Genomic DNA, 13,557 nt, shown 5'->3' on the forward strand with positions numbered 1-13,557 from the left:
CGTCGGACGCGGTCGAGGAGGTCCTGGCCGACATCTACGCCCAGGTGCTCGGGGTCGAACGGGTCGGTGTCGACGACTCGTTCTTCGACCTCGGCGGCGACAGCATTCTGTCGATGCAGGTGGTCGCCGCGATCAACACCGCGTTCGATTCCAACCTCTCGGTGCGCACGCTGCTCGAGGCGCCCTCGGTGCGCGGCGTGAGCCATCGGCTGGACAACGAGACCGCCGCGGACGACGCCGAGACGCACGGACCTAGCTACGCGGCCGTGCACGGCCGCGACACGACCGGGCTGCGCGCCAGCGACCTGACGCTGGACAAGTTCATCGACGCGACGACGCTGAACACCGCGCCGACGCTGCCCGGTCCGAGCGCCGAGGCACGCACCGTGCTGCTGACCGGGGCCACCGGCTTCCTGGGCCGGTACCTGGCGCTCGAGTGGCTCAAGCAGCTCAAGCGGGTCGACGGCAAGCTGATCTGCCTGGTACGTGCCGGCTCCGACGAAGAGGCCTGGCGCCGTTTGGAGAAGACCTTCGACACCGGCGACCCGCAATTGGTGAACCACTTCCACCAGCTGGCCGCTGATCATCTCGAGGTCGTCGCCGGCGACAAGGGCGAGGCCCACCTGGGTCTCAACGAGCAGACCTGGCAGCGGCTGGCCGAGTCCGTCGATCTGATCGTCGACTCCGCCGCGGTCGTCAACGGTGTGCTGCCCTACCGAGAGTTGTTCGGGCCCAACGTCGTCGGTACGGCCGAGCTGATCAAGTTCGCGCTGACCACCAGGATCAAGCCGTACGCCTACGTGTCGACGTCGGACCTCGGCCGCCAGATCGATTCGGCGCTGTTCACCGAGGACGCCGACATCCGGGTCATCAGTCCCACCCGCGTGCTGGACGGCAGCTACGCCAACGGCTACGGCAACAGCAAGTGGGCCGGCGAGGTGCTGCTGCGGGAGGCCAACGAGCAGTTCGGGCTTCCGGTTTCGGTGTTCCGCAGTGATATGATCCTGTCCGACACCAGCTATGCGGGCCAGTTCAACGTGACGGACGTGGTCACGCGGATGATCCTGAGCCTGGTGGCCACCGGTGTCGCGCCCGGCTCGTTCTATCAGCGTGACGCCAACGGCAACCGGCAACGCTCGCACTTCGACGGCCTGCCCGTCGAATTCGTCGCCGAGGCGATCGCCACGTTGGGTGCGCAGGTGGTCGACGGGTTCGAGACCTACCACGTGATGAACCCGCACGACGACGGCATCGGCATCGACACCTATGTCGACTGGCTGATCGAGGCTGGCTACCCTATCCAGCGCATCGACGACTTCGGTGAGTGGGTGCGGGAGTTCGAATCCAAGCTGCGGGCTCTGCCGGATCGGCAGCGTCAGCACTCGGTGCTCCAGATGCTGCAGCTGCTGCTGCTGCACAACCCGGACCAGATTCAGCCGCTGGAGCCGGCCAGGGGGTCGTTCGCGCCGACCGACCGCTTCCGGGCCGCGGTGCAGGAAGCCAAGGTTGGGCCCGACAACGACATCCCGCACATCACGGCGCCGGTCATCATCAAGTACGTCACCGATCTGCAACTGGTGGGACTGCTCTAGCCCAGCGCCCATGACGCAGCTGCCTTTCCCTCACGGACTGGAGCGCGTCCTGTGCCTCGGATCTGACCGGAGCGGCGCATCTGGTGCCGCGTTTCGCGACGAGGACGTGTTGCTGACGAAAGAGGCAGCAGGCGAAGGGCTTTGGGGCCTGCCGGGCGGAGGCGTGTACGATGGGGAGTCGCTCGTCGCGGCCCTGGAGCGGGAACTGGTGTGCCAGTTCGAGGAACACTTCTTCGAACGTGACCGCGGTGCGGCGTGGCGATCGCGGCAACACTTCTATGCGTTCGACCTCGGCGGCCGCGTCCGTGCCCATGGAAACGGGTGACGACGTGGCGAGTGCGGCTTTCCTGCGCGTCGATGACCACCGCATCGCGCCCGTCGCCGCCGCAGTGATCCGCCTCGCGCGTGCGGGACGCCGGCGCCCCGCCTGATTAGGATCGGCAATGAACGTGAAGACGTTCCGCGAAGTACATCGGAGTGCTGAACCATGACGTCCCCGATTACATGGCCGAACTCAGCATTTTCCAGGTTTTGCTCAACCATCCGCCGTTGGCGCGGGCGCTCAACGAACTGCTCGCCACCATGTTGTGGCACGGTGCGACCTAGAGCTGGGCGGCCTGCGAGCGCGAATTACTTCGTCGGCCAGGTCGTCGGTTCGCTCGATCGGGTCCGGCCCACCCGCGCGGTGGTGCTGGACATGGTCGAGGAGTTCGCCGACACCATCGGACGCCTCGAGGACCTGCGGGCGATTGATCAGGGCGTGTGAACGGCCTAACAGTTATCGTTTGTGCTGGTCAACCCGCCAGTGTCGGGTGAATGCCCGGGAGCGGGCGTAAAGATTCCCTGACATCGGCTCAATCGTGTTGACCGGCTGGGGCCCCTCGTGGACTATGGGACTGCACCTCGTTAGGTGAGGCGGCTACACGAATACAGGCCACTGACCCCCAACGTCGAAAGACGCCCCGGGTCAGGAAGCTTCTCTCGGCTTAAGGGTTGAGCCGAAGTGGCTCCCAGAGTTTCGGACACGTCGTGTGGTGCCAAAGCTCTGACGAGAGGGGTGCGGATTCCCGGCGGTCGCTGGGTGCTGGACTCCTTGTGGTGCGCGTAATCGACGCGGGTCACCGCACGCGTCATGACCGTGAAGGAGGTGAGGGACGCATGAGTTCCAGTGGCAGTCCGGATGGACATCCCGGCATGTTCCGTCCCAGTCCCGCCTCCGCATCCGGTACCCTGCGCTAAGCGAATCAGCTTTTCCGCCAGGAATTTTCGGCTCGGATTCGGTGCGAGGCGGGGCATCTCAGTCCCAGCTCGTTTCGAAATCCGATAGGAGACGATCAATGACCGCGGTGCTCTTCGACGAAGCGGTTGCCGTTCCCGCCACGCGCAACCTGCAGGTGGTGCCCGACCCGGTCGCGGTGCAGGAGTGCGCACTCACAAAGGCGCGCCGCGCCGACGCCCTGCCGTTCGGCATCGGCCCCGACCCGCTGGTGGACGGCCTGGCGCTGCTTTTGACCGTTCCGGTGCGCCACGTGTACGCGGCCCTGCTGCGCGTCGGGGTGCTCGAGGTCCGCACCCGATCCGAGGGACATGCCGCGGACGCGATTTGCACTGGTCAGTAGAATCTTCCTCAACGGCAACGATCCGGCCATCACCGGGGAGTCTTCGGAAGAACAGCCCGCTCCGGTATCGGGGCAGCCCAGTAGACCCGAACGGGTAGGCCCGTCACAGCCGTTCGAGCGGTCGCGCGCCAGCGCGACAAGCGGGGTGGTACCGCGGTGCTCGCGCAGGTTGCGCGTCGTCGTCCCCGGCCTGGACCGTAGGCACGCAGGAGACGACACGCACCGTGACCAAAAACGCTGACGCCAGGACGTATCCCAAGCTGGCCGGTGGAGTCCCAGACTTTCCCCGGCTAGAGCTCGAGGTGCTCGACTACTGGACTCGCGACGACACGTTCCGGGCCAGCATCGCCCGCCGCGACGGCGCCCAGGAGTATGTGTTCTACGACGGGCCGCCGTTCGCCAACGGACTGCCGCACTACGGGCACCTGCTCACCGGCTACGTGAAAGACATTGTGCCGCGGTATCGCACCATGCGCGGGTACAAGGTGGACCGCCGTTTCGGCTGGGACACCCACGGGCTGCCCGCCGAACTCGAGGTCGAGCGCCAGCTGGGCATCACCGACAAGTCGCAGATCGACGACATGGGAATCGCCGCGTTCAACGAGGCCTGCCGGGAATCGGTGTTGCGCTACACCGACGAGTGGCAGGCGTATGTCACCCGCCAGGCACGCTGGGTCGACTTCGACAACGACTACAAGACGCTGGACCTGCCCTACGTGGAGTCGGTGATCTGGGCGTTCAAGCAGTTGTGGGACAAAGGCCTGGCCTACGAGGGCTACCGGGTGCTGCCGTACTGCTGGCGTGATGAAACACCGTTGTCCAACCATGAGTTGCGGATGGACGACGACGTCTATCAAAGCCGGCAGGACCCGGCCGTCACGGTGGGCTTCCGGGTCGCGGGCGGCGAGCTGGACGGCGCCTACCTGTTGGTGTGGACCACAACGCCGTGGACCCTGCCGTCTAACCTGGCCGTCGCGGTGAACCCGGACGTCAGCTACGTCCAGATCCGGGCGGGGGAGCGGCGACTGGTGCTGGCCGAGGCCTGGCTGGGCGCGTATGCCAAGGAGCTGGGGGACGAGCCCGAGGTGCTGGGCACCTACAGGGGCACCGCCCTGCTTGGCACCCGATACCTGCCGCCCTTCCCCTATTTCATGGACTCGCCCAACGCCTTTCAGGTGCTGCCCGGAGATTTCGTCACGATCGATGACGGCACCGGGATCGTCCACATGGCTCCGGCCTACGGTGAGGACGACATGGCCACCACCGACAAGGTCGGCATCGTGCCGGTCACACCCGTCGACGCCAAGGGCCGCTTCGACGCCACCGTCCCAGATTACCAGGGGCAGCATGTCCTCGACGCGAACCCACACATCATCCGCGACCTGAAGAACGGGACGGGGCCGGCGGCGGTCAACCAGCCGGTGCTGATCCGGCACGAGACCTACGAACACCCTTACCCGCACTGCTGGCGCTGCCGCAATCCGCTGATCTACCGCGCGGTGTCGTCCTGGTTTGTCACCGTCACGCAGTTCCGGGACCGCATGGTGGAGCTCAACCAGCAGATCACCTGGTACCCCGAACACGTCAAGGACGGCCAGTTCAGGAAGTGGCTGCAGGGTGCGCGCGACTGGTCTATATCGCGAAATCGCTACTGGGGCACCCCGATTCCGGTGTGGAAGTCCGACGACCCGGCCTACCCGCGCATCGATGTCTACGGCAGCCTCGACGAGCTGGAGCGCGACTTCGGGGTGCGGCCCACCAACCTGCACCGGCCCTACATCGACGAGCTCACCCGGCTCAACCCCGACGACCCCACCGGCCGCAGCACGATGCGGCGCATTCCCGATGTGCTCGACGTGTGGTTCGACTCGGGTTCCATGCCGTACGCGCAGGTACACTACCCGTTCGAGAACGTAGGCTGGTTCGACACGCACTTCCCGAGCGACTTCAGCGTCGAGTATATCGGGCAGACCCGCGGCTGGTTCTACACGCTGCACGTGCTGGCCACCGCGCTGTTCGACCGGCCCGCGTTCAAAACCTGTGTGTCGCACGGAATCGTGCTCGGCTCCGACGGCCAAAAGATGAGCAAATCGCTGCGCAACTACCCGGACGTGTCCGAGGTGTTCGATCGCGACGGCTCCGACGCGATGCGCTGGTTCCTGATAGCCTCGCCCATCCTGCGCGGGGGCAACCTGATCGTAACCGAGCAGGGCATACGCGACGGTGTGCGCCAGGTTCTGCTGCCGTTTTGGAACGCGTACACCTTCTTGGCCCTCTATGCCCCCAAAGTCGGTGTCTGGCGCACCGATTCGACCCACGTGCTGGACCGCTACATCCTGGCCAAGCTCGCCGTGCTGCGCGACGAGCTCACAGCGTCACTGGACGTCTGCGACATTTCCGGGGCCTGCGAGCAGCTCCGCCAGTTCACCCAGGCGCTGACGAATTGGTATGTGCGACGGTCACGTTCGCGGTTCTGGGAAGAGGACAACGACGCCATCGACACCCTGCACACCGTGCTGGAGGTCGTCTCGCGACTGGCCGCGCCGCTGCTGCCGTTGATCACCGAGATCATCTGGCGCGGCCTCACCGGCGAACGGTCGGTGCATCTCACCGACTGGCCGCAGGCCGGGGAATTGCCCGCCGACGCCGGCCTGGTCGCCGCGATGGACCAGGTCCGCGACGTCTGCTCGTCGGCGTCGTCGTTGCGCAAGGCCAAGAAGCTGCGCGTGCGGCTGCCACTGCCGAAACTTACTGTGGCCGTTGAGGATCCGCAGCAGCTGGCGCCGTTAACCAATCTGATCGCCGACGAGCTCAACGTGAAGAGCGTCGAACTCACCGACGCGATTGACACCTACGGCTGGTTCGAGCTCACCGTGAACGCCCGCGTCGCCGGGCCGCGGCTGGGCAAAGACGTGCAGGCCGCGATCAAGGCGGTCAAGGCCGGCGAGGGCGTGGTCAACCCGGACGGCACCCTGACCGCTGGACCCGCGGTGCTGCAACCCGAGGAGTACAGCTCGCGACTGGTAGCCGCCGACCCGGAGTTCACCGCGGCGCTGCCCGGCGGCGCCGGCCTGGTGGTGCTGGACGGCACGGTGACCCCGGAGCTGGAGGCCGAGGGCTGGGCCAAGGACCGGATCCGCGAGCTGCAGGAGCTGCGCAAGTCGACCGGGCTTGACGTCTCCGACCGCATCCGGGTGGTGATGTCGGTGCCCGCGGAGCGGGCCGACTGGGCCGAGCGGCATCGCGAGCTCATCGCGGGCGAAATACTCGCCACCAGTTTCCAATTCGGCGAGCCCGAGGACGCCGCTCAGATCGGCGACGGCGTGCGGGTCGCGATCGCCAAGGCCTGACCTTCCGCTCCTCCGTACCTTCCGCTCCTCCGTACCTTCCGCTCCTCCGTACCTTCCGCTCCTCCGTACCTTCCGCTCCTCCGTACCTTCCGCTCCTCCGTACCTTCCGCTCCTCCGTACCTTCCGCGAAACTGTATTCCGCGACGCATTTCGCGAGGAGCCCAGTCGGTGGTTGCAGTCTCGCGGCAATGTCGGGGTGCGGTGGCATGCTGCCCGCGTGACCGCCCCACCGTTCTGTGGCACCGACGCGTTGCGCGCCAGTGTATGGACGCAGCGCGACCTGCGCCGCTCGTGCACACGGATCTACCGCAACGTGTACCACCGGCGCGGCAGCGAGCTCGGCGCATGGGATTGCGCGATGGCGGCGGGGCTGTGGTCGGGTAAAGAGGCGGTGGTGGCCGGCCTGTCCGCGGCGGCTGGAAACGGCGGTGATGCGGATCGACGCGCTGGCCCGGGCCACCGGCATGACCGCGGATGACGTGTGCCCATTGATCAGGGCGCACCGCGGCGCCCACCGCCTCGCGCACCGTTGCGACCTGCTCCGGCTCCAGCACGGTGAGCGTGCCGGTGGTGGCCAGATGGTCCAGCCACTCGTCGCGCGTGTAGCGACGCTCCCACTGAAACTCCCACCGCTCGGGCTCGGTGAAGCCGCCCGCGGTGCGGATACCGTCCATGGCCCGTTTGCGGTTTTCCTCTTGCAGTTCGACGCCGGGTGTCTGCAGTGGCGCTTCGGGCGTCCCACGTTTCGAAGTTGCCGATTTCCACCTCGATGCCACTGCGCCGGGCGACCTCGGCCATCCGCGGGTCCGGGTCGACGCCGAGCACCGTGACCCCGGTCGCCCAGTACTGTCGTACGCCGATGCCGGTGCCGCACCTGACATCGAGGAATTCGGGGCCGGGGCTGGCGTCGATGACACGGCGGATCATGTCCTCGGGATAGCGGGGCCGCGAGCGGTCGTAACGATCGGCGTCCACGCCGAAGGACTCCGCCACCTCGCGCAGCAGGTGCGGTTGCCGCTCGGACAGCGACGGTTCAGTGGAAAGGCTTGTCATGCCTCCGTTCTACCCCCTGCGGCCGTCGGCTCCGGTTCAGCAATCGCCGACGGTCGTGGTGACGTCACGAAAGACCGCTGTCGGCAAGCGATCTGGCCGCTAACTACTGATCCTTCACCGCCCGCCAGCGCAGCCGGCCCGCGCGCCTGGACATCGACGTCGCCAAATCCCGCCGCGCGCAAGCGATCCGGCAACGTGGCCGGAGACACCGTGTTGCAGGTCAGGATCGCGCCGTAGCCCGGCCCTATCTCGAGCGTGTTGTCGCCCAGGTTGACATCCGCCAGGATCCACGGCCGCAGATACTGTTCGACGGTCTTCGCACAGCGGTCCGAACTGCACAGCCGGCGATGCGCGAGGTTCATGGCCATGGGCAAAACGGTAGCCCCCTAGCATTAGCGAGTGGAGTCCCGTTGGGTGCTGCACCTGGATATGGACGCGTTTTTCGCCTTCGTCGAGCAGCTGACCCGCCCGACCCTACGCGGCCGGCCGGTACTTGTCGGCGGATTGGGCGGCCGGGGAGTGGTGGCCGGCGCGAGCTATGAGGCGCGGGTGTTCGGGGCGCGGTCGGCCATGCCGATGCACCAGGCGCGCCGCATGGTTGGCGTGACGGCGGTGGTGTTACCGCCGCGCGTGGTGGTGTACGGGGTAGCCAGCCGGCGGGTGTTCCAGGCGGTGCGCGGCCTGTTGCCCGTCGTTGAGCAGCTGTCCTTCGACGAGGCGTTCGGCGAACCCCCGCAACTGGCCGGCGCCGACCCGGGCGACGTCGAACGGTTCTGCGAGGCGCTGCGGCGACAGATGCGCGAGGAGACGGGGCTGACCGCCTCGGTCGGCGCCGGATCGGGTAAGCAGATCGCCAAGATCGCCTCCGGTCTGGCCAAACCCGACGGCATTCGGGTGGTGTCTCGCGCCGAGGAACGTTTGCTGCTCGACGCGCTGCCGATGCGCCGGCTCTGGGGGATTGGGCCGGTGGCCGAGGAGAAGCTGCATTGGCTCGGCATCGAGACGATCGGGCAGCTGTCGGCGTTGACCGACGCCGAGGTAGCCAACAATCCTGGGTGCGACGATCGGGCCGGCGCTGCACCAGCTGGCCCGCGGCATCGACGACCGTCCCGTCGCGGAGCGCGCCGAGGCCAAGCAGATCAGCGTCGAGTCCACCTTCGCCACCGACCTGACCAGCCTCGAGCAGCAGCACGACGCGATCGAAGCCATCGCCGAGCACGCCCACCAGCGCCTGCTGCGCGACGGCCGCGGCGCCCGGACCGTCACGGTGAAACTGAAGAAATCCGACATGAGCATCCTGACCCGCTCCGCGACGTTGCCCTACGCGACCACCGAGGCCGGCGCGCTGGTCGCGGTGGCCCGGCGACTGCTGCTCGACCCGCGCGAGATCGGCCCCATTCGCCTTCTCGGCGTGGGGTTTTCGGGGCTCAGCGACGTGCGACAGGAGTCGCTGTTCCCCGACCTGGACCTGTCGGCACCGGAATCGGCGACACATCACACCTTCGAAACGGCGCCGACAGCAGTCCCAACGGTGACCGAGGCGATGTTCGCGCCGGCGACCGAACCGCAGGCCGCGCCGTGGTGGATCGGCGACGATGTCACGCACCCCGACCTGGGGCACGGCTGGGTAAAGGGCGCGGGCCACGGCGTGGTCACCGTGCGGTTCGAAACCCGCGGCACCGGCCCGGCGCAGGCGCGAACCTTCCCCGCCGGCACCGTAGACCTGCAGCGTGCCAACCCCGTCGACTCCCTGGACTGGGCGGACTACGTTGGCCGGCCTGCGCACCGCGGACACCGACGAGGCGTCAGCCCCAGCGGCCGATCACATCGGCGACCGGTGACCCGGCGGCCAGCGCCGCCATCAGCAGCACCCGCGCTTGCGATGGCCGCAACCGCGGCACCAGCACCGCGCCCGCTTCGACCAAATCGTGGCCGGGCCCGTACCCCGCGCTGACCCCGCCGCCGGGCACTCGGGTGGACACCGCGACGACGATCCCGTCGCGGCAGTGCCGGCGCACGCCGTCGACGACCGCGACCCCGGCGTTGCCCGACCCCAGCGCTTCCAGGACGACGGCCCGCGCGCCGGCGGCCACGCACGCGTCCAGCGCCACCGAATCGCTGCCCAGGTAGGCCGCGACGATGTCGACCCGCGGCGCGTCGACGGCGTAGAGCTCACCGAGTTGTGGGCGCACCTTGGCGCCGGTCAACGACACCTCGCCGGCGACGGTGCCGACCAGCTCGCCCGCGAAACCCCTTAGGTCCTGCGTCGCGACCTTGTGCATGCCCAGCGGTTGCAGCACCCGCCCGGCGAACGCCACCAGCACGCCGAGGCCGCGGGCGGCCGGGCTGGCGGCGACGGCCACCGCGTCGCGTAGATTGCCCGGGCCGTCCGCATCGGGGGCGTCCGCGCTGCGCATGGCGCCGGTCAGCACGACCGGGACGTCACCGCCGTAGCTGAGGTCGAGCCACAGCGCGCTTTCCTCCATGGTGTCGGTGCCGTGCGCGACGACCACGCCCTCGGCGCCGTTCGCGGTCGCGGACCCGACGGCGGCGCCGATGCGATCCCAGTCGGCCACCGTCAGCTCCGAGCTGTCCACCGCGATCAGGTCGACGATGTCGACGTCGAGGCCGGCGGTTAGGTCGGCGCCACTGCGGCTCGGACGCAGCACGCCGTCGGCGCCGGTGCTCGTCGATATCGTGCCACCGGTGGTGATGACGGTGATCCGGCCCATGGCCAAATCATTCCCCATTTGCCGGCCCGGTGAGGCGGCACCCAACCTGGCTGGCGGCTAGGGGATGATGGGGAGGTGCCCGAAGAACCAACCCGATCGGCAGAGCCAGTGTCGTCAGTGGGGGAAGCCGCGCCGTCCCCGGACGTGACCACGCCTGAGGTGGTCGACTCCGCCGCGCCGCAGCCGCCGCGACGCTTGCGCCTGCTGTTGTCGGTGGCGGCGGTGGTGCTGGCCCTCGACGCCGTGACCAAGGTGATCGCCGTCCGGTTGCTGCCGCCGGGGCAGCCGGTGTCGATCATCGGCGACACGGTGACCTGGACGTTGGTGCGCAATTCGGGGGCGGCGTTCTCGATGGCCACCGGATACACCTGGGTGTTGACGCTGATTGCTACCGGCGTGGTGATCGGCATCTTCTGGATGGGCCGACGACTGGTCTCGCCCTTGTGGGCGGTGGGCCTTGGCATGATCCTCGGCGGCGCGATGGGCAACCTGGTCGACCGGTTCTTCCGCGCCCCGGGCCCGCTGCGCGGCCACGTCGTGGACTTTCTGTCGATCGGCTGGTGGCCGGTGTTCAACGTCGCCGACCCCTCGGTGGTCGGTGGCGCCATCCTGCTCGTCGTGCTCTCGGTGTTCGGCTTCGACTTCGATTCGGTGGGCCGGCGCAAGGCCGCCGTGACTGCCCTGACCTCCGACGACCAGGACAAGGCCGACCAAGACTGATGACCAACCGCTCGATGTCCGTTCCGGAGGGATTGGCGGGCATGCGTGTTGATGCTGGACTGTCGCGACTGCTCGGTCTGTCCCGCAGCGCCGTCGCGACGATCGCCGAGGACGGCGGCATCGAACTCGACGGAGTGCCGGCGGGCAAGTCTGACCGCCTGACCTCCGGCGCCTGGCTCGAGGTGCGCCTGCCCGAGGCGCCGCCGCTGGAGAACGCCCCGGTCGACATCGAGGGCATGACGATTCTGTACTTCGACGATGACATCGTAGTGGTCGACAAGCCGGCCGCGGTAGCCGTGCACGCATCCGTCGGCTGGAGCGGGCCCACGGTGCTCAGTGGCCTGGCCTCGGCGGGCTACCGGATCACCACCTCGGGTGTGCACGAACGGCAGGGCATCGTGCATCGCCTTGACGTGGGCACTTCCGGGGTGATGGTGGTCGCGCTGTCCGAGCGAGCGTACACGCTACTCAAGCGGGCGTTCAAACAGCGCACCGTCGACAAGCGTTATCACGCGCTGGTGCAAGGACATCCGGACCCGTCTAGCGGAACGATCGACGCGCCGATCGGCCGGCACCGCGGCGGCGAGTGGAAGTTCGCCGTCACCCAGCACGGCCGGCACAGCATCACCCACTACGACACCGTCGAAGCGCACGTCGCGGCCAGCCTGCTCGATGTGCACTTGGAAACCGGCCGCACCCACCAGATTCGGGTGCATTTCGCCGCGCTGCACCACCCCTGCTGCGGCGACCTGGTTTACGGTGCCGACCCTAAACTAGCGAAAAAGATTGGGCTGCAACGGCAATGGTTGCACGCCCGGTCGTTGGGGTTCGCCCATCCCGCCGACGGCCGGTGGGTGGAGTTCGTCAGCCCCTACACGGCCGACCTGGAACACGCGTTGGCCGTGCTGCGCGACGAGGGGTGATCAGCCGGGCTTGCGCCTCGACCAGGACCCGGGTGGCATGCGCGACGAAGGCCCTCGGACTCGATGTGATCGTGCAATTCGCGCAGCCGCCCGCGGTAGCGCTGCACCGAGAAGTCCGGCACCGTCCAAATCACCTTGCGCAGAAAGTAGATGACCGCGCCGATGTTCGAAGAATTCCGCGCGCAGTTTTTCCATCCGCATCTACTGCACCTGCAGGCCGGCGTCCTGCACTTCGGCGCGTTCGTTGTCCGGGTGCCGGCGGGCCCACGCCTCCGGTTGCGGGCCGATGAAGTATTCGGTCAGCTCGCTGACCGTGGCTGGCCCCACGTGTTGGGCCAGGTAGCTGCCGCCAGGACGCAGCACCCGTCCAGCTCATCCTCAAATATCATCCTCGTGATTCGCGAGCGTGGCTTCGGCCAGATCATCAACGTCTCGTCCGTCGGCGTGCAAACCCGCGCACTGCGGTTCGGCGCGTACATCGCCAGCAAGGCCGCACTAAACAGCCTGTGCGACGCGCTGCAGGCCGAGGTGGTGAACGACAATGTCAAATTCACCACGGTGCACATGGCGCTGGTGCGGACCCCGATGATCAGCACGACCACGATGTACGACAAGTTCCCCGCGCTGACGCACGACCAGGCGGCCGGAGGATCACCGACGCGATCGTGCACCGGCCGCGGCGGGCTAGTTCACCGTTCGGTTAATTCGCCGCCGTCGCCGATACCGTCAACCCCGCGGTGATGGACAGGGTGCGCAACCGGGCGTTCAGCATGTTCGATGATTCGCACGCCGCCAAGGGAGGCGAACACCCCGATGACACAAGCCACATTCGACAGACGGAGCGAGACATTCGTGCAAGCGGCCCGCGGAATCCATTGGTGACGCGATGAGTCTCCCCAAACCCGGAAACCCAGTCCACCGTCGTGATTACCGGGGCTTCCTCCGGCATCGGCGCCGAGCTGGCCCGGCGCGGCTTTCCGCTGTTGTTGGTGGCGCGCCGCGTGGGAGCGCCTCGACGAGCTCGCCGACGCGGTGGGTGAGGAATTCGCGGTCGCCGTCGAGGTGATGCCGCTGGACCTCAGCGACGCCAAGGCCCGCGCGAAACTGGGCGACCGGCTGCGCACGGAACCTATTGCGGGCCTGTGCAATAGCGCCGGGTTCGGCACCAGTGGGGTGTTCCGCGAGCTGCCGCTGGAACGCGAAAGCAAAGAGGTCACCCTCAACGCGCTCGCGTTGATGGAGCTGACCTACGCGGCGCTGGACGGCATGGTCAAGCGCGGCGCCGGAGCGGTGATGAACATCGCCTCGATCGCCGCGTTCCAGCCGCTACCCTACATGGCGGTGTATTCGGTTCGTGCAGAGGTCCTCCGAAGCCGTCCACGAGGAGTTGCACGGGACGGGCGTCTCGGTGACGACGCTGTGCTCCCGGGCCCGGTACCCACCGAGTGGACCGAGATCGTCAACGCCAAGCGGTTCAGCGTGCTCCTGGCGCAGGTATCGCCGACCGACGTCCAGTTGTACGGATAACCGTTCGAGACACGCTCTGCGACACGCCGAACTCGTGTCGG

The 13,557-nt window shown here is 67.6% G+C and carries 11 protein-coding genes, 5 pseudogenes and 1 riboswitch; of the genes and pseudogenes, 12 read left to right on the forward strand and 4 right to left on the reverse strand.

The features are described from left to right. The 7 genes and pseudogenes from FQ389_RS09090 to FQ389_RS19595 form a co-directional block, all read left to right on the forward strand. Positions 1-1,592, forward strand: a 1,592-nt coding sequence (locus tag FQ389_RS09090) for a non-ribosomal peptide synthetase (protein WP_144206953.1), incomplete at its 5' end; no start/stop codon positions are given. Between the two features lie 10 nt (positions 1,593-1,602). Beyond that, positions 1,603-1,917, forward strand: coding sequence for an NUDIX domain-containing protein (locus tag FQ389_RS09095; protein ID WP_144206955.1), 315 nt, complete (start codon positions 1,603-1,605; stop codon positions 1,915-1,917). A 146-nt stretch (positions 1,918-2,063) separates the two neighbouring features. Then, a pseudogene (locus tag FQ389_RS19590) lies at positions 2,064-2,189 on the forward strand (hypothetical protein); the annotation flags it as partial. Between the two features lie 28 nt (positions 2,190-2,217). Then, positions 2,218-2,358 (forward strand): annotated as a pseudogene (locus tag FQ389_RS17885) (hypothetical protein); the annotation flags it as partial. Between the two features lie 129 nt (positions 2,359-2,487). Next, positions 2,488-2,656: riboswitch (M-box (ykoK) riboswitch) on the forward strand. Positions 2,657-2,929: 273 nt separating this feature from the next. Beyond that, complete coding sequence (locus FQ389_RS09100) at positions 2,930-3,211, forward strand: Rv1535 family protein (RefSeq protein WP_144206957.1); 282 nt, start codon at positions 2,930-2,932, stop codon at positions 3,209-3,211. A gap of 224 nt (positions 3,212-3,435) precedes the next feature. Continuing rightward, positions 3,436-6,561: an isoleucine--tRNA ligase gene (ileS, locus tag FQ389_RS09105; protein ID WP_144206959.1), complete on the forward strand. Its 3,126-nt coding sequence runs from the start codon at positions 3,436-3,438 to the stop codon at positions 6,559-6,561. 217 nt (positions 6,562-6,778) lie between these two features. Then, positions 6,779-7,039 carry a hypothetical protein gene (locus tag FQ389_RS19595; protein WP_260860615.1) on the forward strand — a complete coding sequence of 87 codons (261 nt, stop codon included), beginning with the start codon at positions 6,779-6,781 and terminating at the stop codon, positions 7,037-7,039. A gap of 14 nt (positions 7,040-7,053) precedes the next feature. Here the strand turns inward: FQ389_RS19595 and FQ389_RS19600 are convergent, their stop codons facing one another. Both FQ389_RS19600 and FQ389_RS19605 read right to left on the reverse strand, forming a co-directional pair. Continuing rightward, positions 7,054-7,614 (reverse strand): class I SAM-dependent methyltransferase, encoded by a 561-nt coding sequence (locus FQ389_RS19600; RefSeq protein ID WP_260860616.1) that lies wholly within the window; start codon positions 7,612-7,614, stop codon positions 7,054-7,056. Continuing rightward, positions 7,611-7,982, reverse strand: coding sequence for a hypothetical protein (locus FQ389_RS19605; RefSeq protein WP_260860617.1), 372 nt, complete (start codon positions 7,980-7,982; stop codon positions 7,611-7,613). Before FQ389_RS19605 ends, FQ389_RS19600 begins: the two co-directional genes overlap by 4 nt. Before the next feature lie 31 nt (positions 7,983-8,013). On the opposite strand from FQ389_RS19605, the pseudogene FQ389_RS09120 reads away from it, so the two are divergent. Continuing rightward, positions 8,014-9,455, forward strand: a pseudogene (locus tag FQ389_RS09120) (DNA polymerase IV). Here the strand turns inward: FQ389_RS09120 and FQ389_RS09125 are convergent. Further along, a complete protein-coding gene (locus tag FQ389_RS09125; RefSeq protein WP_144206961.1) occupies positions 9,420-10,346 on the reverse strand; it encodes an asparaginase in 927 nt (308 codons plus the stop codon). The pseudogene FQ389_RS09120 and the gene FQ389_RS09125 sit on opposite strands and share 36 nt — an antisense overlap. Positions 10,347-10,421: 75 nt before the next feature. Between FQ389_RS09125 and lspA the strand changes: the two genes are divergently transcribed. Both lspA and FQ389_RS09135 read left to right on the forward strand, forming a co-directional pair. Then, on the forward strand, positions 10,422-11,066 hold the full coding sequence (gene lspA / locus FQ389_RS09130) for a signal peptidase II (RefSeq protein ID WP_144206963.1): 645 nt from the start codon (positions 10,422-10,424) through the stop codon (positions 11,064-11,066). Further along, complete coding sequence (locus tag FQ389_RS09135) at positions 11,066-11,989, forward strand: RluA family pseudouridine synthase (RefSeq protein ID WP_144206965.1); 924 nt, start codon at positions 11,066-11,068, stop codon at positions 11,987-11,989. The genes lspA and FQ389_RS09135 overlap by 1 nt, the downstream gene beginning before the upstream one ends. Here the strand turns inward: FQ389_RS09135 and FQ389_RS09140 are convergent. Then, positions 11,931-12,355 (reverse strand): annotated as a pseudogene (locus FQ389_RS09140) (hypothetical protein); the annotation flags it as partial. The gene FQ389_RS09135 and the pseudogene FQ389_RS09140 overlap by 59 nt on opposite strands. Here FQ389_RS09140 and FQ389_RS09145 point away from each other — a divergent pair. Then, positions 12,355-12,871, forward strand: a pseudogene (locus tag FQ389_RS09145) (SDR family NAD(P)-dependent oxidoreductase); the annotation flags it as partial. The pseudogenes FQ389_RS09140 and FQ389_RS09145 sit on opposite strands and share 1 nt — an antisense overlap. Positions 12,872-13,021: 150 nt before the next feature. Beyond that, positions 13,022-13,516: an SDR family NAD(P)-dependent oxidoreductase gene (locus FQ389_RS09150; RefSeq protein WP_260860618.1), complete on the forward strand. Its 495-nt coding sequence runs from the start codon at positions 13,022-13,024 to the stop codon at positions 13,514-13,516. Positions 13,517-13,557 lie beyond the last annotated feature (41 nt).

It is taken from the genome of Mycobacterium tilburgii (assembly GCF_902168065.1).
Taxonomy (GTDB): domain Bacteria; phylum Actinomycetota; class Actinomycetes; order Mycobacteriales; family Mycobacteriaceae; genus Mycobacterium; species Mycobacterium tilburgii.

Coding starts and splice junctions, on each gene's coding strand:
- FQ389_RS09095 (WP_144206955.1), top strand. CDS start 1,603: ATGACGCAGCTGCCTTTCCCTCACGGACTGGAGCGCGTCCTGTGCCTC.
- FQ389_RS09100 (WP_144206957.1), top strand. CDS start 2,930: ATGACCGCGGTGCTCTTCGACGAAGCGGTTGCCGTTCCCGCCACGCGC.
- FQ389_RS19600 (WP_260860616.1), bottom strand. CDS start 7,614: ATGACAAGCCTTTCCACTGAACCGTCGCTGTCCGAGCGGCAACCGCAC.
- FQ389_RS19605 (WP_260860617.1), bottom strand. CDS start 7,982: ATGGCCATGAACCTCGCGCATCGCCGGCTGTGCAGTTCGGACCGCTGT.
- FQ389_RS09125 (WP_144206961.1), bottom strand. CDS start 10,346: ATGGGCCGGATCACCGTCATCACCACCGGTGGCACGATATCGACGAGC.
- FQ389_RS09135 (WP_144206965.1), top strand. CDS start 11,066: ATGACCAACCGCTCGATGTCCGTTCCGGAGGGATTGGCGGGCATGCGT.